Consider the following 22,227-nt stretch of genomic DNA (forward strand, 5'->3'; position numbering starts at 1 on the left):
CCCGAGTCGAACGTGAGCAGCTTTTTCCCGCCTGATCGAACGCCATGAAATAGCGTCCCGGGGGTGCTCTAGAGTATTCTCCTGTGGCCTGTGGCCCAGATTTGCTCTCCTGACTCGTGGGTCGACCGCGCGAACTGGACCTGCCATTTGAATCAGGGCCTGGCTGCGTGGTCAGGTCCCTTTCTTAATTTCAGGCATGAGACTCGTCAATTCGGCTTTCTACTGCGGCGCGAACATCTGGGCCCGATCATCCGGACTGCTGTTGGCCATCGAACACTCACCGGCAGATCGGGCGTTCCTTCAGTGGAAGCCTCTCCCGAATGAGGCGTCAGCGGTTATGACGTTCTTGCGGGGTGCATTTTTTGTCGAGCAAAACGCGACTGAAGACTGGAACCCTCAGTCGATCTGCGATGCACGGGTTCCCGCCATTGATCTGTTGCTTCTAGCCGCCGATGTCCTGCTTCGCGATTTTTGCGTTCGACCGGCCAGGGGCTGGCTGGTCGGCGCCGAGAGCGAGCGATTGCGCCTTTTCCTGCCTTGCGAGGAAGCGGACATCGGCCTGCCCGCCTGGATGCTTTCGGTGGACGCTTGCCTCTTACAAGTAGGCCCGCCTCCTGAAAACAAGGCAGGACGTATCAAGCAGCTGCTGGACCAGTACTGGCGTTTTCGCGGGACGGCGCGCAAGTACGGACTCAACCAGACCACCATCGGCCTGGCAAGGGCCGCCGCGCGCAGGGGCATCCCACACTACCGTATCGCGCCGGCTCAATTTCTCCAGCTGGGTCAAGGATGCCATCGGCAAAGGCTCAACGAGACGGTCACGGACCAGACGGGCGGGCTGGCGCTCTGGCTGGCGGGCGACAAGTTCGCCACCTCTTCTTATTTGTCCGCGCAGGGCCTGCCCACTTCGCAACCCCGCATCGCGGTTTCGCCGACGCAGGCGGTGCAGGCTTTTCACAGCCTGAAGCTGCCTGTGGTCGTCAAGCCCCGGGCAGCCGGCAAGGGCAACGGCGTCTCGGTGAACCTCTCCAGCGACCAGGAGGTCGCCCGCGCTTTCGTCCAGGCGGCCAGCTTCAACACCGGTGTTGTCGTCGAGCGATTCGTCCACGGCCATGATCACCGCTTGCTGGTGGTGGGCGGCCGGCTCGTCGCCGTTGCACAACGCTTGCCCGCCCAGGTGATCGGCGACGGGACGCTGACCGTTCGCGAACTCGCGGCCAAGCTCAATCAAGACCCGCGCAGGGGCATGCCGTTCGAGCGCGTACTCGAATGGGTCAAGCTCGACGAGGAGGCCGAATCCGTCGTCGCAACAGCAGGCCTCACCCTCGACGCCATTCCCGCGCCGGACCAGGTGGTTCCGCTCAGGCGTACCGCCAACATTTCCCGCGGCGGCACTGCGATCGACGTGACGGACGAGGTCCATCCTGACAATCGGGTCATGGCCGAACGCGTGGCCCGGCTGATCGGGCTGGATGTGGTGGGTATCGACTTCCTGACCCTCGACATCGGAACATCGTGGCGGGATATCGCTTGTGCCATCCTGGAGGTCAATTCATCACCGGGCCTGCGGCCGCACATGGCGGCCAATGCGCAACGCGACGTGTTGGGCCCGATCGTCGAAAATCTCTTCCCGAACGGCTCGGCCAGCCGGGTGCCCACCGCGGCGGTCACCGGCAGCGTCGGCAAGACAACGACCTGCCGCATGGTGGCCGCCATACTGGCCCATGAAGGCAGGACTGTGGCGCTGTCCACGACCCAAGGCGCTTATGTCGGCGCCGACCCGATCAGGTCCGGCGACTTCGCCGGCGGTGCCAGTGCGGGCGGACTCCTGCTCGATCCCCGGGTCGAGGCGGGCGTTTTCGAACTGGCTCGCGGCGGCCTGCTCAAAAAGGGAATGGTCATCGATGCCTGCGATGTGGGAGCGGTCCTGAATGTGCACGACAATCATCTCGGCCTGGATGGCGTGCGCGACCGGGACGACCTGGCGCGCGTGAAGCGACTGGTGGTCGAAAACGCGCGCAAGATGGCCGTGCTGAACGCCGACGATCCCTTGTGCCTGGCCATGCGCGGACACGTCCAGGTCCCCGTCTGCCTGGTCACCGAGAACCCGGAAAATCCGGCGGTTCTGGCTCATCTGTCGGCAGGCGGGGTGGCCGCCATTGCGGAAGGCGAATTGCCGGCCTCGATGCTGAAACTCTACGAAGGACAGCGACTCATCGGCGCACTCGCTGCTGCGGATATTCCGGCAACCTGGGGTGGTGTTTATCGCCCCTCCGTCGTCAACGCCCTCTATGCTGCCGCGATTGCCCACGCCATGGGTATCGGGTTCGGCACCATCGCAGCCGCGCTTGGCAAGTTTCAATCGACGCCGCAGAGCAATCCGGGCCGGATGAATTTCCATGATCATCTGCCGTACCGGCTTCTGGTCACCTGGGTGGACGGCAAGGAGGCCATCGCGGAACTCGCGCGTTTCGTGGACAGGCTCGAGGTGCCCGGCAAAAAGCACCTGATGCTCAGCGCGGTGGGAAATCGACCCGATGAATTTTTGCTGGACTCGGGCCGCGCGGCTGCGGGTGTGTTCTCCAGATACGTCTGCGCGGACTGGGAAGACCTGCGCGGACGCCCTGCCTGCGCCGCGGCCCAGCTGTTGGCCGACGGGTTGATTGGCAAGGGCGTGCCGAAAACGCATGTTCTCGTGGCGGCGACCCATGACGACGGTCTCAGGACAGCGTTCGACAGCGCCGAGCCAGGGGATCTGCTGGTCATAGCCACCTACATGAGCGACAAGGCGTGGAACATGATCCAGGAGCGCCTGGGCGCCTGAACGCCCGTAAATTTGCCGGGAGTCGCTGTTTTTCATGCACCGCCACAAACGGGAGGTCGGGGAGGAAGGGGGATTCAGTCCCGGGAAAGCACCAAGCAGCGTTCCAGCCCGAACCGTCGGAAGTCCGCGTCGAAAGTCACGAGGCGCAGCCCGCTGGCTTGGCACAGGGCGGCAAGATAGGCGTCCGTCCACAGGCGCGGCGGCAGCGGCGCCGCCGTCACCAGTTCGGCCAGATGGCGATCGCAGTCGTCCGGCTCGCCCACCAGTCGCACACTGGCGATGGCGCGGAAGCGCTGGTAGAGGGCCCATGCGGCGGCCAGGCCGAGCGCGCCTTCACCCACCACCTTGGGCTGGCACAGCAGCCGCACCAGGCCCAGCATCGTCACGCGGCAGAACCACAAGGTGCCGGCGGCGCCCTGCGCCTGCGCCCAGTACCGCAATGCCATGGCGTGATGGGGGTGTTCTTCCACGGCGAGGGCCAGCCAGACGTTGATGTCGGGCAGGTCGCCGGCGCGCGCGACCCACGGCAGACGCGGCGGCTCGCGAACGGTCAGGCCAGGTGATGTCGCCGCTGAGCTATACCGCTTGGTCATCGAGCAGCTCGGCCAGGCGGGCGTTGCTCAATTCCTGCGAGGCCAGCGCGAGCGGCGCGCCAAGCCGCACGCTGGGCAGCGCCGGGGGCTGGTCGCCAATCCGCGGGCCTGGCTCGTCAAGGCCGCGTTCGATCAGGGACACGACCAGATCGCGCAAGCTAGTGCTTTCCATGGCAGCGCGCGCCTTGAGGTGCCGGTAGAGCGCATCGGGAAGATCCAGGCTGGTTCGCATGTTCGCATTTTTATGCAAATGTGCGCGCCGGTCAAATTGGAGGGATGCGCAGCCCTCGACAAACTTGGGCCTGCGAAATGAAACAGCCTTGACGAGGCGCACGGCGGCGGACTGGCGCTGTTCGGTGTGCAGCTCGTACGCCACGCCGAAAGACAGGCCAGTTGCGACCACGCGATCTACGTCCGCTGTGGGATGACTGCGGTGCGCGGGCACCAAAAAATCCAGCACAGTCGGCGGCTTCGCTGCCGGCTTCCATCCCCGGGGTCAGAATTCAATCGGCAGGGTGGGTCAAAATTCAACCGGCGCCGACAGGCGGGCACCCTTCGACCATGGCAATGCTTCTCCAGCGCTTGGCAAACGGCTTGGTTTTCCTCTGGCAGGATCGTCAAGATGACGGCGTCCGCGTTGCTGTTCTTGGCTGTCACACACCCTCCCCGGATTGTTCTGCCGGCACGGCTCTGAAAGCCCCGGCGTCTGTGTCTGCATTATTCACACTTGGGCTGGGATGATCGCAAGCGACCTCGTGCTGCGCTTTCTTGCCCAGGCCGTGGGCAAGGATCTGGACGGGATGCTCGACACCATTGTGAGAACGGTCGTTGGCTGCCCAGGTTCTGGTCTTCAGTCAATCGCAGCGCGGTGGTCGTTGCGCCCGCCGGTCAGTCGTCGAACAGTCCGACGACGGTTTTCATGGGCAGGAAGAGGCGGCGCGGCTGCTCGTGCAACGGCAGAAAGCTGAAATGCCGGTAGAAGGCTTGCGCCGCGTCGTCTTTGGCATCGACCAGGACAGCCATCGCCGCAATGTGGGTGGCAGCTTCGAGGCTGCGGCGCAGGGCGTCCATGAGCAAGAGCTGTCCGATGCCTTTGCCCTTCATGCTTTGGTCAACGGCCAGCCGACCCAGCAACGTCACCGGCAACTGCGGATGGCGCGGCAGCTTCTTGGCCAGGGTGTTGGGCAGTTCGCTGGCGTTCACGAGCGACGCCGACAGCGTGTAGTAGCCGAGCACCTGCCGGGCCGGCGGTGTCGTCAGGACAAAAGGCGCGGCAACGCTCTTTTCGGCGTCCTGGCGCGCCTGCTGCTGGAGGTAGCGATCCAGTGCCGCGCTGCCGCAGGTGAATGCGGCGCGTTCGTGAGTCTTGCCGAGTGCCTCGATCCGATACGGCGTGGCGGGCGCGGGCAATCACGCGCCCATCTGTTTGCGGTAGGCCGCTGCGGCCTTGCGCAGACGCGCATTGGGCGGGGGCGGATGAAGCAAGGCATTCACGAACGCAATCTGTTCGGTGCGGCTGAGGCGGATGGTCTCGTGTTCCCGGATGACGCGGCTGGCGGCTTCCTGGGCACTGGCGACCACGAATTCACTCAGGGTGCGCCCCGACAGGGCAGCGGCTTGCTGCAACACCGTTTTCTGTTCGACCGAGATGCGGGCTTCCAGGCGTGCGCCGCGCGACTTGTCGGTGGTTTCCGGCGTGGTGGCTTGCATGGTCTGTCTCTTCCAGGGCGGTGCGGGCTGATTCCCGGCACAACTTCAATGTACGCCAAATGTACGGACGCTGCAAGAATTTCCCGGGCGCGTCCATCCAGGCTCACGCGTTCCAGGCTAGCGGCAGCCACAGGACGAAGCGCGTTCCGCCGGGGCCGGATTCCCACCGCACCTCGCCCTGGCACGCGTGGGCGCGGCGCTGCTGGTTCTGCAAGCCGCGGCCGGCGCTGCCGGCCACGGTGGGCTCCACGGCAAAGCCCATCCCGTTGTCCTGGACCACCACCTCCACGCCCGGCCGCCCTTCGCGGGCCGCCTCGGTGGCGCCGATGCGCAACTCGGTTGCGCGGGTGTGGCGCAGCACGTTGGCCACGCTCTCCTGCAGGATGCGCAGGATGTTCAGCGCCGTCGAAGGGTCCAGCCAGCCAAGCGGCGGCAGCCGCTCGACGTTCCAGTGCAACTCGATGCCCGCGCCCTGGATGTTCGCCGCCAGCCGGAAGCGCAGCGTGCCCAGCAGCAGGGGCAGGTCCGGGTCGGCTGTCTCCATGGAATCGATGGTCAGCTTCAGGTCGTCCAGGCAATCGCGCAGCATTTGCGCCAGGGCGGGCTTGTCGAGCGCGCCGTCGTCCACGGCGCGGATAGCGCCCGTCAGCGATGAACCGATCCCGTCGTGCATGTCCTGCATCAGGCGGCGGCGCTCGTTGGCCAGCGTCTGCTGGTGCTCGATCTCGCGCAGCCGCTGGTAGCTGTTCTCCAGTTCCTCTTCGCGCTCGCGCAACCGCTGCGCCAGGCCCAGGTTGGCCTCTTCCACCTGGCCCAGCGCGCCCACATAGCGGCGCGTCATGATGAACATCAGCGTGACGGTGTAGATGCCGATGGTGTAGGGGAATAGCGGCGGCCACTCCATGGGCAGCACCAGATTCGCCTTGAGCGCTTCGTAGATCGCCAGTGCCGTATTGCCCAGCAGCACCACGCCGAGCAGCACGCCGTCGCGCGACCGGGTGCGCAGCGAATTGTGCAAGCCCATGCCCAGCACGGCCAGGGCCATGGCCAGGGTGAAGGCCAGCCAGGCAGGGCGCAGGGTCAGCAGGCCGATGCCCGACAGCTCGAGCAATGCGGTCAACAAGGTGAAGCCGATGCCCACGCCGAGAAAGGCGCGGGCCGCGCGCGGCTGCATGACGCCGTGCAGTTCCATCATCACGTACTGCGTCACCACCAGTTGCCAGACCCGGTAGTTCACCAGGCTGAAGGTGAGCCAGCCGTCGTCGCTGCCGGGTGCCTGGGGCAGATCGGACAGCAGGATCCACTGCCGCGCGCCGTGCAGCGCGGCATAGATGCCCACGAACAAAAAGAGCTTCTCCTTCCGGCGCCGCCACCACACCATCAGGCTGAGCGCGCCCATCGCCATGAAGGCCATGCTGCCCATTTCCGGCAGGCGGTTCTGCAGCCATTCGCGCCTTCCATACATCGAAAGCATGTCGTCGGACGGGCCGGTGTAGAGCGACGACAACCCACCGGGCGTACCCGCGAAGCTGTCCAGCCGGACCAGGATGTCGCGTGGCAGGGTGCTGGACTGCCCGGGATTGAGCGGCAGGGCCAGCGACAGCTGCCGCGTGAGATTGGCCGTGGGATTGCCCAGCGACCGGTGCATCAAACGACCATCGCCGTAAATGGCGATATGCCCGGCCACCTGCCAGCGGACCACGTAAAGATGCACGCCTGCGACCTGCGCCTGGGACACGGGAGGCAGGTGGATGCGAAACCAGCGCGTCTGCAGCACACCTGGTTCGCCGGGAGCGGCCGGACTTTTGAACGTGTAGGGCAGGGCGACGGTCTCCCACGAGCCTGCCAGCGCCTGAATATCCACGGTCGCCATCACCGGGCCAGCGGCTTGCACCGCGTCGAGCAACTGCGCCTGCGCATGGTGTGTCAGCGGGTAGGTCGCTGCGTTCTCGGCGCCGTCCCGCGCCCCTGCTGCCGTGACGGACACGAGCAGGCAGGCGAGGAGCAGCCTCCTAATCACCCAGCAGGCCCTGCCGGCGTGCTTCGTAGATGGCCTCGGTCTTGGAGCTGACGTTGAGTTTGCGGTAGATCCGCCGCACGAAGGCATCCACCGTGTGGCGTGAGATGTCCATCAGGCGAGCGGCTTCGGCCAGCGTGAAGCCGCGCGTCACCAGGTCGAGCACCTGTGCCTCGCGAGCCGACAGGGCAGCGGCGGGCTCCGTCGCATGCCCCGTAGGCAGCGGCACCGCGCGTGGGCTTGCCGGGCTCGCCTGGGTGGACAGCTGGCGAAAACGTCCCAGCACCTGGCGGGCGATCATGGGGCTGATGGGGCTGCCGCCGTGGGCCACGCTGCGGATCTCGCCGACGATGCTGTCGGGCGAACTGGCCTTGATGAGGTAGCCGCTGGCGCCGGCCTCGATGCACTGCATCACGTGGGCTTCATCGCCGAACACGGTGTTGACCATGACAGCGCAGCTGGGCCACTGCACGATGGCCTGCCGGATCACGTCCAGCCCCGAGCCGTCGGGCAGCCCCAGGTCCACCAGCAGCACGTCGGCCGGGCTGCCCGAAAGCATGGCCAGGCCTTCATGCACGGTGCCGGCCATGGCGACCAGGCGCATGTCGCTCGCGGCGGCCAGCACCTTGACGAAGGTGTGCTGGAACAACAGGTCGTCCTCCACCAGGGCGACATGAATGCCGGGTGCGGGCGCTCGAGTGCTTGCGTGCGAGGGGTCGGCGGAGGCGGCGTCGCTCATCGGCGGGAATTCTGCATCACATGCGCCTCGCCGCCTCCATGGACCTCAGCTCTTGGACGGTGAGTACAACAGCAAGGAGCCGTTGGTCCACGCCAGGTACTGGCTCTCGTTGTAGTCCAGCGCGCTGGGCGGGCCCTGGACCCCTGTCGGCCCCGCGGGGGTATTGGCCGGCCAGGAGGTGCCGGTCGCCGAAGCAGTCCAGACGAGGGCGCGGTAGCTGTCACTGGTAGTGAAGAACACGAACAGGTTGCCCTGGTAGACGTTGACGCCGGGGCCGGCATCGGTGGTTTCGCCCGCGTTGATGGTCTGGCCATTGGGCCAACTGCCGGCGCTGCCGTTGCTGGAGGCCGAGTAGAAGATCTGGTTCTTGTCAGAACCGCTGCCGTTGTTGCGCCAGAACACGTAGAGCTTGCCTTGAAACTCGCACGCGGCCAGGCGGTCGCCGCTGGCGTCGCGGGTGTTGATGGACTGGGCCGTGGACCACGAGCGGCTTGCCGGATCGAAGGTGCTGTAGACGATGTGGTTGGAGTCGGTGTCGGTCCAGAAGAGGTACAGCGTGTTGCCGAAAACGCAGGGTGCCGGAGCCGCATTGGCCGACCCGGTGCCGATCCGCAGGCCGTTGGGCCAGGGCGCCTGGCCAGTGGGCGAACTGCTCCAGTACACACCGTTGTTGCCGCCCCGCCAGAAAACGAACAGCTCACTCGAATCGACGTCGGCGTCGCTCCCGAACGCGATCGCCGTCGGGCCGCTGCCGTCGTAGCTGTAGTCGACGCCGTTGATCGGCTCGCCGGCAGGCCAGGTCATGCCATCGGCGGACGCGCTGAAATACAACTTGCCGGGGCTGCTGCTCGCGCGCCAGAAGTAGTAGAGCTTGTTGCGGTAGCCGCACGCTCCCGGTGCCGCGCTCGTGCTGTCCGTGCTGTTGATCTGCTGGCCGGCAGGCCAGCTCGGAAAAGTCGGGTTCAGCACGGCGTTGATCTGGTACTGGCCGCCGTTGCCCGACACCGTCGTGTTGTACGCGAAACCAGTGGCCGTGTACGTGACGCTGCCGCGCGGGTCGTCGTTGCCATCGTCGTTGTCGAACAGCTCCACCAGCACACTTTGGTCGAAGTAGATGCTGCGGCCCGCATCCCAGGACTGGCCTGCCTTGAGCGAGTACCGTCCCTGCGTGGGGTACCTGTAGGTGTTGCCGCTGTCGGGGGTGAACTTGAAATAGATTTCGTCGCCGGCGTTCTCACCCGGCTGGTTGCACACGATGGACTGCACGATCATGTAGTTGTTCTGACGCGGCTGGAAGACATGGGGCTCGTCCCAGCCCCAGACCCAGGTGTCGGACGCGACGAACTCGAGACTGATGCCTCCGTCTTCGCCCTCGGAAAACGACAGGCCGATGAAGTTGGAGCCGGAGAACGATGCCTCCACCATCAGGCCGACCGTGTCGCCCAGGTTGGCCTGGATGCCCCAGGCCGGCCCGGCCATGTCGGTGGGCTGCACGTTCCACAGGCCAAGGGTCAGACCGCCGAACTCGTTGGCCCCCGCGCCCACCATGGCGCCGGTGGTCAGGTAGACCACGTATTCCTCCGGGTTCGTCCAGTCGTGGGGCGGAACCGCGATACCCACGCTGCCCTCGACACCGGCGACAAGCACGAAAAGGGAGAACTCGATGCCCAGCGAGATGGACTGGATGCGAAAGCTCCGGTCCTGTTCCTGGGCGCGCGCATGCTGCTGCACCAGCTCGCGAACCGGCATGAACTCCAGCGAATTGAGGATCTGCGCCGCCACGGGGCGGATGTCGTCCATGCTCTTGCCCGCCAGACCGGCCCTGAGCGCCTGGCCCGCCGGACTGGCGTTGTAGTCCTTGATGGCCTTGGCCGCGGCCTGCGTGATGCGCTGCTCGATATCGCTGCGGCCCCACTTGACCTGTTGGAGCGCGTGTTGCCCGCTGGGCGGAACCGCCGATGCGCGAAACTGCGCCAGTTCCTCGGACTGGGCCTGGACGTAGGCTGAAAAATCGGTTTGCTGTGTCATGGTGATGGCTCCCCGGGCTTCAGTTGTTGACCGTGATCTTCAGCGTGTACTGCGCGCCGTCGTTGTTGGAAACCGTGACGCTGCCCGGCAGGCTGTCCGGCGTGTAGTCGTAGCTGACCAGGAAGTCCGACCGCGTGTCGGTGAGCGACTCGTCATGGTCGTACAACGTCACCAGGAGATCGCGGTTGAACTCCATCTCCTGGCCCACGTTCCAGGTTTCGCCGTTCCCCATGGAATGCGGTGCCGTGAAGCGCCTGGGGACATGGCGCGGTATGCCCGCGTCAGCCTGATAGACGATGTAAACCTCGTCAGCCGTGGGGCCGGCGGACGTGGCGACGCATGTGACGCTGTCGAGCGTGATGGAAATGGGCATTTGCGTTCCTCCTGATGTAGACGCGTACGAATCCTAGGAGGCGGGCGCGCCACGGTCTGTCACGCGATCGCGTGACAGACAGGGGGAAGGCGGGGGCTGTGCGCGGGGAACCGCCGCGCCCGGAGGGTCTTACTCGATGTTCTGGACCTGCTCGCGCATCTGCTCGACCAGGACCTTCATGTCCACCGAAATGCGCGTGAGTTCGAGCGCGGCGGACTTGGAGCCCAAGGTGTTGGCCTCGCGGTGCAGCTCCTGGATCAGGAAGTCCAGGCGCTTGCCGACCTCGCCACCCTTTTTCACCAGCCGCTCGATTTCGTCGAGGTGCGACGACAGGCGCATCAGCTCCTCGGCCACGTCGATGCGGATGGCGAAGGCAGTGGCTTCGGTCAACGCGCGGTCCTGCGCGGCCTCGGGCACCGTGGAGCCTTCGCTCAGCGCCATCGCTTCCTTCCAGCGTTCCAGGAAGCGGGCGCGCTGCTGTTCCACCAGCTGCGGCACGAGCGGCTTGGCCTGTTGCGCCAGGTCTCGCAGCTGCTGCAGGTGACCGAGCAGCATCGTTGCCAGCCGGGCGCCTTCACGCTCCCGTGCCGACATCAATTCGTCCAGCGTGCGCCGCGCCAGTTCGGCGAGGGGCTGCGTCCAATCCACGTCGGCACTGCCTTCCGCCGCCGAAAGCCGCACCACGTCGGCCACGCTGAGGGCGCGCGCGTCGGGCAGCCAGCTGCGTACGTTGTCCTGCAAGGCGTTGAGCCGTTGAAGGAGGCGGGTGGTCGGCTCCTTCAGGGTATCGCCCGCGCCGCTTTCCAGGGCCGCGCGCACTTCGACCTTGCCGCGTTTCAGCTTGCCCGTGATGAGTTCGCGCAGGGCGGGCTCGTGCTGGCGCAACTCCTCGGAGAGGCGGAATGAAAGATCGAGGAAGCGGCTGTTGACCGAGCGGATCTCAAGCCCGATGCGGCCCGCGGCCATGCCCTTTGCCTCCTGGCCCCCACCGGTTTGCGGCGCGTTTTGCTGGGCGCTTGCATAACCGGTCATGCTGTAAACTGCCATGGAGGTCTTCAATCTTGGGTTCGTTGCGGGATTGCGAGAATAACCGGGTTACGCGTTGACCCCTACATTCGAGAACTAGAGAATCAGTTCTTAATTATGTCAAAGGTCAAGCCAGCCCCCCTGCCGCCAGATACGGTCATTGGCGGCTATCGGGTGGTGCGCAAGCTGTCGGCGGGCGGGTTTGGCGTCGTTTACCTCGCGGTGGACAACGAAGGCCAGCAGGTCGCCGTCAAGGAATACCTGCCCGCTTCCCTGGCCACGCGCGCCCCGGGCGAGCTGTTGCCGCAGGTGCAGCCGGAGAAACTGTCTCTTTATCGCCTCGGTCTCAAGAGTTTCTTCGAAGAAGGCCGCTCCCTCGCGCAGATCTCGCACGCCTCCGTGGTGAGCGTGCTCAACTTCTTTCGCGAGAACGAAACCGTCTACATGGTGATGAACTACCTGGAGGGCGCGACCCTGCAGGACTTCATCATCACCGCGCGCGAGCTGAAAAAGCAGAAGGTGTTCCGCGAATCGACCATCCGCTCGCTGTTCGACGAGATCCTGCGCGGGCTGCGCATCGTGCACCAGCACAAGATGCTGCACCTGGACATCAAGCCGGCCAACATCTTCATCACCGACGACAACAAGGCCGTGATGATCGACTTCGGTGCCGCACGCGAAGTGCTGTCGAAAGAAGGCAACTTCATCCGCCCGATGTACACGCCCGGCTTCGCCGCGCCCGAGATGTACCGGCGCGATTCGTCGATGGGCCCCTGGACCGACATCTACGCCATCGGCGCGTGTATCTATGCCTGCATGCAGGGTTATCCGCCCAACGACGCGCCGCAGCGTCTGGAAAAAGACCGGCTGGCGCTGGCCCTGTCGCGGCTGCGCGGCGTGTACTCCGACAACCTGATCGAAGTGGTCGAGTGGTGCATGTCGCTCGACCCGCTGTCGCGCCCGCAGTCCGTGTTCGCGCTGCAGAAGGAATTGAGCCGCGAGGGCGAGCGCCGCTACACCAAGCTGTCGGTGGGCGAGAAGATGCGCCTGCAATTCGACAACATGGTGTCGGACACCAAGAAGAACGTGAAACGCGCCACCGGTTTCGGCGGCGTGAAGGCGAAGTAGGTAGTCTGAATGAAGTTCTCCGTCTTCCAGATCAGCCGCAAGGGCGGCCGCGAAAAGAACGAAGACCGCATGGGCTATTGCTACACGCGGGAGTCGGGCCTGTTCGTGTTGGCCGACGGCATGGGCGGCCACCCGGAAGGCGAAGTCGCGGCGCAGCTGGCGCTGCAGACGGTGTCGGCGCTGTACCAGAAAGAAGCCAAGCCGCTGGTCCGCGACGTGGGCGAGTTCCTGTCTACCTCGCTCATGGCGGCGCATCACCAGATCATCCGCTACGCCAGCGAAAAAGGCATGCTCGACACACCGCGCACGACGCTGGTCGCCGCGATCGTGCAAGGCACGTCAGCTACCTGGGTGCACTGCGGCGATTCGCGCTTGTACGTGGTGCGCGGCGGCGAGCTGCTCACGCGCACGCGGGACCATTCGTATCTGGAGCAGCAAAGCGGCTCGGGCGTGGTGCGCATGGACCGCATCAACCGCAACATCCTCTTCACCTGCCTGGGCTCGCCCACCAAGCCCGTGTTCGACGTCACCGGGCCGGTCACGCTGCAGCAGGGCGACAAGATCCTGCTGTGCTCGGACGGCCTGTGGGGCAGCCTGAACGACATCGACATCGTCCGGCACCTGTCCATCCAGCCCGTGTCGCAGGCCGTGCCCGACCTGGTCGAGGCGGCCCTCCGCAACGGCGGCGACCACAGCGACAACGTCACCGTGATCGCGCTGGAGTGGGAAACGCCCGATTCCTTCGAATCCACCCGCGGCATTTCCACCGACAGCATCAGCGACGGGGTGTTCGCCTCCACCATCCAGGCTGGCGTGCTCGACACCATGGTCGAAGACCTGGACGACGCAGCCATCGAGCGCTCGATCGCCGAGATCAACGAAGCCATCCGGCGCTCGGCCGCCCGGAAAAACTAAACTCGCTCCCCATGACATTCGAACGAAGCAGCGGCCGCGCCGCAGATCAACTACGCCCCATCCGCATCACCCGCGGCTTCACCATCCACGCCGAGGGCTCGGTGCTCATCGAGTTCGGCGACACCAAGGTGCTTTGCACCGCCTCGGTGGAAGAGCGGGTGCCGCCGCACAAGCGCGGCAGCGGTGAAGGCTGGGTGACGGCCGAGTACGGCATGCTGCCGCGCGCCACCCACACGCGAGGGGATCGCGAAGCGGCCCGCGGCAAGCAGAGCGGCCGCACGCAGGAGATCCAGCGGCTCATCGGCCGCTCCATGCGGGCGGTGTTCGACCTGAAGCTTCTGGGCGAGCGCACCATCCAGATCGATTGCGATGTGTTGCAGGCCGATGGCGGCACACGCACGGCCGCGATCACAGGCGCCTTCGTGGCCGCGCAGGACGCGGTGAACAAGCTGCTCGCTCAAGGCAAGCTGGCCATCTCGCCCATCACCGGCCCTGTGGCCGCGGTGTCGGTGGGCATCGTGCAGGGCACGCCGCTGCTCGACCTGGAATATGTCGAGGACGTGGGCTGCGACACCGACATGAACGTCGTCATGACCGGCGCCGGCCATTACGTCGAAGTGCAGGGCACGGCCGAAGGCGCCGCTTTCACCCGCAAGGAAATGGACGAGCTGCTGCGTCTGGCGGAAAAGGGCATTGCCGAGCTGGTGGTCCTTCAGGCAAAGGCACTGGCTGCCTGACTCCCTCCCCCTGCGGGGGAGGGCGGGGGTGGGGGCACTCAGGCGACAATTGCAGGTTCCATGCCCCCCAAAATCGTCCTCGCCTCCAACAACCCCGGCAAGCTTGCCGAGCTGCAAGCCATGTTCGAGCCTTTGGGCATCGCCCTGGTCCGCCAGGCCGACCTGGGCATAGGCGAAGCCGAAGAACCCTACCGCACCTTCGTCGAGAACGCGCTGGCCAAGGCGCGCCACGCCGCGCGCGAGAGCGGCCTGCCGGCGCTGGCCGACGACGCCGGATTGTGCGTGGATGCGTTCGGCGGCCTCCCGGGCGTCGACACAGCCTTTTACGCCACGCAGTTCGGCTACGAAAAAGGCGACGCCAACAACGTCAAGGCGCTGCTCGAGCAGTTGCAGAATGAGCCGAACCGCCGCGCCGCCCTGGTGAGCACGCTGGTCGCGGTGCGCACGCCCGACGATCCCGAGCCGCTGATCGCCGTCGGCCGCGTGGCCGGCGAGATCGCGCCACAGCCGGTGGGCAGCAACGGCTTCGGCTTCGACCCCGTGATGTACATCCCCGAGTTCGGCCAGACCTTCGCGCAGCTGCCCGTCGAAGTGAAGAACGCCAACAGCCACCGAGGCCAAGCCGCCCGGCAAATGCTCGTGCTGATTCGCGAGCGCTGGCGATGATTCCCATCCAGCCCGTTGCCACGGGAGGCGACACGATCAAGGACGTCGGCCACTACCTGCGGCCCGGCCTGCTGCAACTGCCCGCGCTGCCGCCGCTCTCGCTCTACGTCCATCTGCCGTGGTGCCTGAAGAAGTGCCCTTATTGCGACTTCAACTCGCATGAGATGCGTCCTTCGGACATCCCGGAGCAGCGCTATCTCGATGCACTCGTCGCCGACCTGGAGTCGTCGCTGCCGCTCATCTGGGGCCGGCCGGTGCACAGCATCTTCATCGGCGGCGGCACGCCCAGCCTGTTCTCGCCGCAGGGCATCGACCGCCTGCTCGGCGACATTCGCGCGCGTGTGAAGCTCGAGCCCGACTGCGAGATCACCCTCGAAGCCAACCCGGGCACCTTCGAGAAAGATCGCTTCAGGGCATTCCGCGCCGCGGGCGTCACGCGCCTGTCGGTCGGCGTGCAAAGCTTCAACGACGACCATCTGCGCGCCCTGGGCCGCGTGCATGACCGGGCACAGGCGATCGCGGCGCTGGAAGAAGCGGCAGCTTCGTTCGACACCTTCAACCTCGACCTGATGTACGCGCTGCCCGGGCAGGACATGGCGCAGCTCGAGAGCGACCTGCACGAGGCGCTGGCGGTGATGCCGCCGCACCTGTCTGTCTACCAACTCACCATCGAGCCGAACACGTACTTCGCGAAGTTTCCACCGCGCGTGCCCGACGACGACCTCGCGTACGCCATGCTGGACCGCATCACCGAAATGACCGCGGCCGCAGGCCTGGATCGCTACGAGGTGTCGGCCTATGCAAAGGCGGGCCATCGCTGCTGGCACAACGTCAACTACTGGCAGTTCGGAGATTACCTGGGCATCGGCGCGGGTGCGCACGGCAAGCTCAGTTTCCCGCACCGGGTGATCCGCCAGGTGCGCTATCGCGAGCCGCGCCTGTACATGGACAACGCGCTGGCCGGCAAGCCGCTTGCGCAGGAAAGCGAAGTGGGTCGCGGCGAGCTGCCGTTCGAGTTCATGCTCAATGCGCTTCGCCTGAAGGAGGGTTTCGCGCTGCGTGATTTCACCGAGCGCACGGGCTTGCCTCTGGCCGCGATCGAGGCGAGACTTCAGGAGGCGGAAAAAAAGGGGCTGGTGGAACGCGACCTGGCGCAGGTGCGGCCGACCACGCGCGGCTTCGACTTCCTGAGCGACCTGCAGTCCCTGTTCCTTCCGCCCGGAGATGAGTCATGACCCTTGATTTCCAGCCTATGCGCAGCGCGGTGGTAGCCGTGCTGCTTGCCGCTGCCGCTTTCATCGCCCCCAGCGCCTTCGCCCAGGCCGATGGAACGATCCGCGTGGTGGTGCCGACGAATGCGGGCGGGCCGCTCGACGTCACGGCGCGCATGCTCGCCACGGTCCTTGCGCGCAACATGAATCAGACGGTCATCGTCGAGAACCGGCCGGGTGCATCGGGGATCATCGGCACCGAACATGTCGTCAAGGCACCGCCGGACGGCCGCACGATGCTGCTCGCGACCGGTTTCGTGGCTTCGAACCCCGTCTTCTACAAGGTCAACTACGACCCGCTCCGCGACCTGGTCCCGGTGATCGAGATGGGCCAGATGGGCATGCTGATGCTGGTGCGCAAGGACCTCGACGCGCGCAAGCCGGCCGACTTGCAACGCATCGCCGATCTGCAAAAGGGCGGGCTGAATTGCGGTGCGCCGCCGGGCGACTTCATGCTCGGCTGCGAGCAGCTCAAGCAGCTGCTCGGCGGCGCCGTGGTGACGGTTCCGTATCCCGGCGTTGCGCCCGCCATGGCCGCGCTGGCCGGTGGCCAGGTTGATCTGGTGATTGCGCCGCACGATGCCGCGCAGCCGCTGGTTGAAAGCGGGCGCGTCACGGCCATCGCCACCATGGGCACCAAACCCGGCATGCCGCCTTTCGACCGTTTGCCGCTGGCCAGCGAAACCTGGCCGGGCTTCACCGTCATCGGCTTCATGGGCATGCTGGTTCCCGCGGGAACGCCGCAAGCGACCGTGACGACGCTGCATCGCGAACTCATGGCCGCGATGAATGAGCCGCAGGTACGCGAATTCATGCGGGCGCGCGGCACGCCCGTGGAAGAGGGCGGTCCCGAAAAGCTCGGCCGCGTGGTGGCTGAGCGAGGCGCGCATTACCGCCGCCTGGCCGCCACGCTGGGGCTGAAGCAGCAGTAGCACACCGGCCGGCCGCCCTGCGGCGGCCACATGCGTTCTTTGCATGGCGCAGCGCGGATATGGCATTTGCGCTTGCCCGCAACTCTGCCTAGAGTGTGGCACCCCTCATTCACAGGAAGAAGGCGCGCCATGAACGCCCCCGATCAAGCCCTGCACAACCGCATCAGCGCGGTTCTCGCACTTTCCGCCTCCCGGCTCGATGCCGCGCGCCACAAGCGCGTTGAAGGCATGGCGCACGCCTATTTCAACCGCGTCGACGCCGACGACCTGGCCGAGCGCACGCCGGAAGACCTGCTGGGCGCGCTCCTGTCCCACATTCAACTGGGCGAAGAGCGCCAGTCCGGCCGGGCCAAACTGCGCATCTTCGGCGCCACCGCGGGCGAGGACGGCTGGACTTCGCGGCACACGGTCATCCAGATCGTCAACGACGACATGCCTTTCCTGGTGGACTCCACCAGCCTGGAGATCAACCGGCAAGGCCTCACCCTGCACCTGATCGTTCACCCCATCTACGCGGTGGAGCGTGACGCGCAAGGCAACTTGCAGTCGATCGTGGAAGCCAACGGGAACGCGAAGGGCGTCCCGCGCGAATCGTGGATGCACATCGAGGTGGATCGCCTGGTCGACGACGAACAGCGCGACGCGCTCGCGGCGGGTATCGAGCGCGTGCTCGCCGACGTGCGCGCCGCCGTCACCGACTGGAAGCCGATGCTGGCGAAGCTGGCCGATGCCATCGCCGAACTGGAAGGCGCCCCCGCCACGGTGCCCGCCGCAGCGGTGGCCGAGAGCCGCGAATTTCTGCGATGGCTGGAAGACGGGCACATGACACTGCTGGGCTACCGGCAGCACGACCTGGTGCAGGAGCAGGGCGCTGCCGCACTTCGGCTGGTCCCGGGCAGCGGCCTCGGGCTGCTGCGCGAGACGCAGGCTGAAAAACTCTCCGCCAGCTTCGCGGCGCTGCCGTCGCAAGCGCGCGAGCTGGCCCGCGCTCCGTTGCCCGTGTTGGTGGTGACCAAGGCCAACACCCGTTCCACCGTCCACCGCGCCGGCTATACCGACTACATCGGCGTCAAGCGCTACAACGCCGCGGGCGACGTGATCGGCGAGCACCGCTTCATCGGCCTCTTCACCTCCACCGCTTACAGCGCCCGCGTGGCAGAAACACCGTTGCTGCGCGGCAAGGTCGAAGCCATCGCGACCAAGGCAGGGTTGCCGCCCGGCGGTCACCTGGCCAAGGCGTTGGACCACGTCCTGGAGACCTACCCGCGCGACGACCTGTTCCAGATTCCCGACGAGGCGCTGTATGAAACGGCGCTGGGCATCGTCGCCCTGGGTGAGCGTCAACGGCTGCGTCTGTTCATGTGGCGCGACCCGTTCGACCGCTTCGTTTCCTGCCTGGTCTATGTGCCGCGCGAAGCCTATTCCACAGATTTGCGCGTGAAGTTCCAGCGTATCCTGCTGGCAGCGCTGGGTGGTACGAGCGCCGAATTCGACGTGCTGCTCGGCGACGCCGTCCTGGCGCGCATTCACTTCACGGTGCGGACCGTTCCGGGCCAGGTGTCCGCCTTCGAACGCAAGGACATCGAGCGCCAGCTGGCCGCAGCCGCGCGCCGCTGGGACGACGAACTGCGCGACGCGCTGGTGGAGTCGGAAGGCGAGGGCACGGGGCTCGCGCTGTTCAAGCGTTGGAGCACCGCAATGCCGGCCGCCTATCGCGACCGCGTGGCCGCGCGCGAAGCCGTGCCCGACGTGCGCAAGCTCGCCGCGGTTTCGTTGCAGGAACCACTGCAGTTGTCGCTGTACCAGATGCCCGGCGCGGCGCGCGAAGCGCTGGGCCTGAAGGTCTATCGGCTGGGCGCGCCGCTGGTGCTGTCGGACAGCCTGCCGATGCTCGAGCACATGGGCGCGCGCGTGATCGCCGAGTCGAGCTACGAAATTGGCGGCCCTTCGGAAGATCAAGCCATCTCGCTGCACGATTTCGAGCTGCACGCCCCCGTCACCGGCGAGATCGAGCCGCAGACGCTGGCCCGCCTGTTCGAGGACGCGTTTGCAAGGGTGCTGCGCGGTGAGGTCGAGAGCGACGAATTCAACCGCCTGGTGTTGCTGGCCGGCTTGTCGGCCGAAGAGGTGGTGGTGCTGCGGGCTTACGCGAAGTACCTGAAGCAGATCGGCTTTGCGCAGTCGCAAGCCACCATCGCCGCAACGCTCGCCGCGCACCCGCGCATCGCGCGCATGCTGGTCGGCCTGTTCAAGCTGCGCTTCGATCCGCAAGGGCGCGATGCCGAAGGCGCCACCGCGCAGGTCAATGGCATCAACCAGGCGCTGGACAAGGTCAGCAACCTCAATGAAGACCGCGTCCTGCGCCAGTTGCTGGCGCTGGTCGACGCCACCTTGCGCACCAACTACTGGCGAACGGGTGCGGGCCATTCCGGCGACGCGGGCCCGCGTCGCAGCTTCCTGAGCTTCAAGTTCGATTCGGCCAAGATCCCCGGCCTGCCGCAGCCGCGACCGCTGTACGAAATCTTCGTCTACTCGCCGCGTTTCGAAGGCATCCACCTGCGCGGCGGCAAGGTCGCGCGCGGCGGCCTGCGCTGGTCCGACCGGCCCGACGATTTCCGTACCGAGGTGCTGGGCCTGGTGAAGGCGCAGATGGTGAAGAACACCGTGATCGTGCCGGTGGGATCGAAGGGCGGCTTCGTGTTGAAGAAGGCGCCGCCTTCGACCGACCGCGAAGCGTTCATGAAAGAAGGCATCGCCTGCTACCAGGACTACCTGCGCGGCCTGCTCGACATCACCGACAACCTGATCGGTGGCGGGGCGGTGCCACCGCCGCACGTGGTGCGCATCGACGGCGATGACCCGTACCTCGTGGTGGCCGCCGACAAGGGCACCGCGACGTTCTCCGATTTCGCCAACCAGGTAAGTGCGGAATACGGCCACTGGCTGGGCGACGGCTTCGCGTCGGGCGGCAGCGTCGGCTACGACCACAAGGTCATGGGCATCACGGCCCGCGGTGCCTGGGAAAGCGTGAGGCGCCACTTCCGCGAGATGGGGCTGGACACGCAATCCACCGACTTCACCGTGGTGGGCGTGGGCGACATGTCGGGCGACGTGTTCGGCAACGGCATGCTGCTGTCGAAGCACATCAGGCTGGTGGCTGCGTTCGACCACCGCCACATCTTCATCGACCCGCTGCCCGACGCCGCATCCACGTTCACCGAGCGCCAGCGGCTGTTCGCGCTGCCGCGCTCGTCCTGGGCCGACTACGACACCAAGCTGATCTCTGAGGGCGGCGGTGTCTGGGCCCGCTCCGAAAAGTCGATCCCCATCTCGCCGCAAGCGCGCGCGGCGTTGGGCATCACCGCCGACAAGCTGGCGCCCACCGAGCTGGTGTCAGCGATCCTGAAGGCGCCGGTCGACCTGCTCTACAACGGCGGTATCGGCACCTACGTCAAGGCGGCGAGCGAATCGCATGCCGAAGTGGGTGATCGTGCCAACGACGGCCTGCGCATCAACGGCGCGGAGCTTCGCTGCAAGGTGGTGGGTGAGGGCGGCAACCTGGGCTTCACGCAGCGCGGGCGCATCGAGGCTGCGCTCTCCGGCGTGCGCCTGTACACCGACGCGATCGACAATTCCGCGGGCGTCGACACGTCGGACCATGAGGTCAACATCAAGATCCTGCTGGGCCTGGCGGTTGCCGCCGGCAAGCTCACGCCGGAACAGCGCAACGCCGTGCTGCCGACGATGACGGATGACGTCGCTGGTCTGGTGCTTCGGGACAACTACTTCCAGACGCAGGCGTTGTCGGTCGGAAAACGGCTCGCGGCGCAGCAGATCGACGAGCATGGCCGTTTCATGCGGTTCCTGGAAAGGAACGGGCGCCTGAACCGTGCGATCGAGTTCCTGCCCACCGACGACGAGCTGGCCGAGCGCAAGGCCAAGGGCCTGGGCCTCACCACGCCCGAGCAAGCGGTGCTGCTGGCGTACAGCAAGATGTGGCTGTCGGACGAGCTCGTCGCTTCCGATTTGCCAGAGGACGCGTGGGTGGCCACGGCGCTGGAGCGGTACTTCCCATCCGCGATGAAGCGCGACTTCGGGGCCTTCATCCCGCAGCATCCACTGCGACGCGAAATCATTGCCACGCACGTGCTCAACAGCATGATCAACCGCGTGGGTTCGACCTTCGTGCACCAGGTCGCCGAGCTGACGGGCGCCACGCCCCCGCAGGTCGTGCGTGCCTACCTGTTGTCGCGCGAAGTGTTCGCCAGCGTGGCGCTGTGGCAGCAGATCGAAGCGCTCGACAACGTCGTCGCCGACAGCGTGCAAAGCGAGCTGATCGTCGAGTGGCGGCGCCTCATCGCCCGCGCCACGACGTGGTTCCTGCGGTCGCGCCGCCTGGATGAGCCGATGGAGAAGGCCGCGGAAAAACTGCTGCCCGCCGTTGCCTTCCTGCGCACCCGGCTCGAGCCGGATTCCGCCGCGTCACCCCGCGTCGCCGCATGGGTCGCTGCCGGTGTGCCGCAAACGCTGGCGCAACAGGTCGGCACGGCCGACCGCCTGTTCAGTGCGCTCGACGTCGCCGAGGTCGCGGACGCCGGCCACAGCCCGCTGGAAGTGACCAGTGAAGTGCACTTCGGCATCGGTGAGCGCCTGGGCCTGGAAAAGCTGCGCCAGCAGATCGACCTGTTGCCGTCGGACACGCACTGGCAGGGCCTGGCCAAGGTGGCGCTGGCCGACGACCTGGCCGACCTGCAGCGCTCGATCGCCCTGGACGCGGTCAGCCGGCATCCCGGCCCTGCCGGCGACAAGCTCTCGGCCTGGGAAGCACGCAACCCGATGACGTTCGCGCGTGCGCGCCGGCTGGTGGCGGAACTGGCAGATACGGCCAGCCCGGATCTCGCGATGTTGTCGGTGGCGCTGCGTGAGCTGCGGAATCTGGCGTTTTGAACTTCGCGTGGTGTCGTCTCCGCATTTCGAACATCCGGCGCTCAGGGACCTCGCGGCAACGCCGTGCATGGCCGGGCCGCGGCGCGATGGCTACGGCGTCCGGCATCGCTTGCTTTCGCAAGCTCCTGCCGGAGTCCCCGCGCTGAACGGTCTTGCGGCCCGCGCGCCACAACTCGCCTCCGCTTCGCTGCGACTCAAACAAGTGCCGCGAGCATGAGACGGTCGCGTCGCAAGCGACGCTGGGCCGCAAGACCGTCCACCGCGGGCGCCTGGGCTTTATTCGCGCCGCGGCCCGGCCATGCACGGCGTTGCAGTGAGAGC

Annotated in this window: 17 protein-coding genes; 8 read left to right on the forward strand and 9 right to left on the reverse strand. The window is 66.2% G+C overall.

The features are described from left to right. Positions 1 to 196 precede the first annotated feature (196 nt). Entirely contained in the window at positions 197 to 2,824 is a 2,628-nt protein-coding gene (locus EEB15_RS24340) for a Mur ligase family protein (RefSeq protein WP_141512546.1), read from the forward strand. A 74-nt stretch (positions 2,825 to 2,898) separates the two neighbouring features. On the opposite strand, the gene EEB15_RS24345 is transcribed toward EEB15_RS24340, so the two are convergent. From EEB15_RS24345 to EEB15_RS24385, 9 genes are all read right to left on the reverse strand, one after another. Next, on the reverse strand, positions 2,899 to 3,417 hold the full coding sequence (locus EEB15_RS24345; RefSeq protein ID WP_141512547.1) for a TA system VapC family ribonuclease toxin: 519 nt from the start codon (positions 3,415 to 3,417) through the stop codon (positions 2,899 to 2,901). Next, on the reverse strand, positions 3,401 to 3,877 hold the full coding sequence (locus EEB15_RS34010) for a hypothetical protein (protein ID WP_199236614.1): 477 nt from the start codon (positions 3,875 to 3,877) through the stop codon (positions 3,401 to 3,403). Before EEB15_RS34010 ends, EEB15_RS24345 begins: the two co-directional genes overlap by 17 nt. 428 nt (positions 3,878 to 4,305) lie before the next feature. After that, positions 4,306 to 4,827 (reverse strand): N-acetyltransferase, encoded by a 522-nt coding sequence (locus EEB15_RS24355; protein WP_141512548.1) that lies wholly within the window; start codon positions 4,825 to 4,827, stop codon positions 4,306 to 4,308. Beyond that, entirely contained in the window at positions 4,828 to 5,127 is a 300-nt protein-coding gene (locus EEB15_RS24360) for a DUF1778 domain-containing protein (protein ID WP_141512549.1), read from the reverse strand. Between the two features lie 103 nt (positions 5,128 to 5,230). Continuing rightward, complete coding sequence (locus EEB15_RS24365) at positions 5,231 to 7,147, reverse strand: ATP-binding protein (protein WP_158290215.1); 1,917 nt, start codon at positions 7,145 to 7,147, stop codon at positions 5,231 to 5,233. Then, the gene (locus tag EEB15_RS24370; protein ID WP_141512551.1) at positions 7,140 to 7,883 is read right to left on the reverse strand and encodes a response regulator transcription factor; all 744 of its coding nucleotides are present in this window, start codon (positions 7,881 to 7,883) and stop codon (positions 7,140 to 7,142) included. Before EEB15_RS24370 ends, EEB15_RS24365 begins: the two co-directional genes overlap by 8 nt. Before the next feature lie 45 nt (positions 7,884 to 7,928). After that, the gene (locus EEB15_RS24375) at positions 7,929 to 9,911 is read right to left on the reverse strand and encodes a hypothetical protein (protein WP_141512552.1); all 1,983 of its coding nucleotides are present in this window, start codon (positions 9,909 to 9,911) and stop codon (positions 7,929 to 7,931) included. A 19-nt stretch (positions 9,912 to 9,930) separates the two neighbouring features. Further along, the gene (locus EEB15_RS24380) at positions 9,931 to 10,284 is read right to left on the reverse strand and encodes a hypothetical protein (protein ID WP_141512553.1); all 354 of its coding nucleotides are present in this window, start codon (positions 10,282 to 10,284) and stop codon (positions 9,931 to 9,933) included. A 129-nt stretch (positions 10,285 to 10,413) separates the two neighbouring features. Then, entirely contained in the window at positions 10,414 to 11,331 is a 918-nt protein-coding gene (locus EEB15_RS24385; RefSeq protein ID WP_141512554.1) for a YicC/YloC family endoribonuclease, read from the reverse strand. Positions 11,332 to 11,427: 96 nt separating this feature from the next. On the opposite strand from EEB15_RS24385, the gene EEB15_RS24390 reads away from it, so the two are divergent. From EEB15_RS24390 to EEB15_RS24420, 7 genes are all read left to right on the forward strand, one after another. Further along, positions 11,428 to 12,438 (forward strand): serine/threonine-protein kinase, encoded by a 1,011-nt coding sequence (locus EEB15_RS24390; RefSeq protein ID WP_141512555.1) that lies wholly within the window; start codon positions 11,428 to 11,430, stop codon positions 12,436 to 12,438. A gap of 9 nt (positions 12,439 to 12,447) precedes the next feature. Next, positions 12,448 to 13,353, forward strand: a complete 906-nt coding sequence (locus EEB15_RS24395; RefSeq protein WP_141512556.1) for a PP2C family serine/threonine-protein phosphatase — start codon at positions 12,448 to 12,450, stop codon at positions 13,351 to 13,353. Between the two features lie 11 nt (positions 13,354 to 13,364). Further along, entirely contained in the window at positions 13,365 to 14,090 is a 726-nt protein-coding gene (rph, locus tag EEB15_RS24400) for a ribonuclease PH (RefSeq protein ID WP_141512557.1), read from the forward strand. A 60-nt stretch (positions 14,091 to 14,150) separates the two neighbouring features. Further along, positions 14,151 to 14,756, forward strand: a complete 606-nt coding sequence (rdgB, locus tag EEB15_RS24405; protein ID WP_141512558.1) for an RdgB/HAM1 family non-canonical purine NTP pyrophosphatase — start codon at positions 14,151 to 14,153, stop codon at positions 14,754 to 14,756. Continuing rightward, a complete protein-coding gene (hemW, locus tag EEB15_RS24410) occupies positions 14,753 to 15,991 on the forward strand; it encodes a radical SAM family heme chaperone HemW (RefSeq protein WP_141512559.1) in 1,239 nt (412 codons plus the stop codon). The genes rdgB and hemW overlap by 4 nt, the downstream gene beginning before the upstream one ends. Continuing rightward, positions 15,988 to 16,959: a tripartite tricarboxylate transporter substrate binding protein gene (locus EEB15_RS24415; protein WP_141512560.1), complete on the forward strand. Its 972-nt coding sequence runs from the start codon at positions 15,988 to 15,990 to the stop codon at positions 16,957 to 16,959. The genes hemW and EEB15_RS24415 overlap by 4 nt, the downstream gene beginning before the upstream one ends. Positions 16,960 to 17,088: 129 nt before the next feature. Then, the gene (locus EEB15_RS24420; protein WP_141512561.1) at positions 17,089 to 21,906 is read left to right on the forward strand and encodes an NAD-glutamate dehydrogenase; all 4,818 of its coding nucleotides are present in this window, start codon (positions 17,089 to 17,091) and stop codon (positions 21,904 to 21,906) included. Positions 21,907 to 22,227: the final 321 nt, after the last annotated feature.

Origin of the sequence: Ramlibacter sp. WS9 (assembly GCF_003797765.1) — a bacterium.
Taxonomy (GTDB): domain Bacteria; phylum Pseudomonadota; class Gammaproteobacteria; order Burkholderiales; family Burkholderiaceae_C; genus Ramlibacter.

Bases quoted from the DNA above. Each gene is read 5' to 3' on its own strand.
- EEB15_RS24380 (WP_141512553.1), bottom strand. From the start codon at position 10,284: ATGCCCATTTCCATCACGCTCGACAGCGTCACATGCGTCGCCACGTCC.
- EEB15_RS24360 (WP_141512549.1), bottom strand. From the start codon at position 5,127: ATGCAAGCCACCACGCCGGAAACCACCGACAAGTCGCGCGGCGCACGC.
- EEB15_RS24345 (WP_141512547.1), bottom strand. From the start codon at position 3,417: ATGACCAAGCGGTATAGCTCAGCGGCGACATCACCTGGCCTGACCGTT.
- rph (WP_141512557.1), top strand. From the start codon at position 13,365: ATGACATTCGAACGAAGCAGCGGCCGCGCCGCAGATCAACTACGCCCC.
- EEB15_RS24415 (WP_141512560.1), top strand. From the start codon at position 15,988: ATGACCCTTGATTTCCAGCCTATGCGCAGCGCGGTGGTAGCCGTGCTG.
- EEB15_RS24395 (WP_141512556.1), top strand. From the start codon at position 12,448: ATGAAGTTCTCCGTCTTCCAGATCAGCCGCAAGGGCGGCCGCGAAAAG.
- EEB15_RS24385 (WP_141512554.1), bottom strand. From the start codon at position 11,331: ATGGCAGTTTACAGCATGACCGGTTATGCAAGCGCCCAGCAAAACGCG.
- EEB15_RS24375 (WP_141512552.1), bottom strand. From the start codon at position 9,911: ATGACACAGCAAACCGATTTTTCAGCCTACGTCCAGGCCCAGTCCGAG.
- EEB15_RS24340 (WP_141512546.1), top strand. From the start codon at position 197: ATGAGACTCGTCAATTCGGCTTTCTACTGCGGCGCGAACATCTGGGCC.
- EEB15_RS24390 (WP_141512555.1), top strand. From the start codon at position 11,428: ATGTCAAAGGTCAAGCCAGCCCCCCTGCCGCCAGATACGGTCATTGGC.
- EEB15_RS24420 (WP_141512561.1), top strand. From the start codon at position 17,089: ATGAACGCCCCCGATCAAGCCCTGCACAACCGCATCAGCGCGGTTCTC.
- EEB15_RS24370 (WP_141512551.1), bottom strand. From the start codon at position 7,883: ATGAGCGACGCCGCCTCCGCCGACCCCTCGCACGCAAGCACTCGAGCG.
- hemW (WP_141512559.1), top strand. From the start codon at position 14,753: ATGATTCCCATCCAGCCCGTTGCCACGGGAGGCGACACGATCAAGGAC.
- rdgB (WP_141512558.1), top strand. From the start codon at position 14,151: ATGCCCCCCAAAATCGTCCTCGCCTCCAACAACCCCGGCAAGCTTGCC.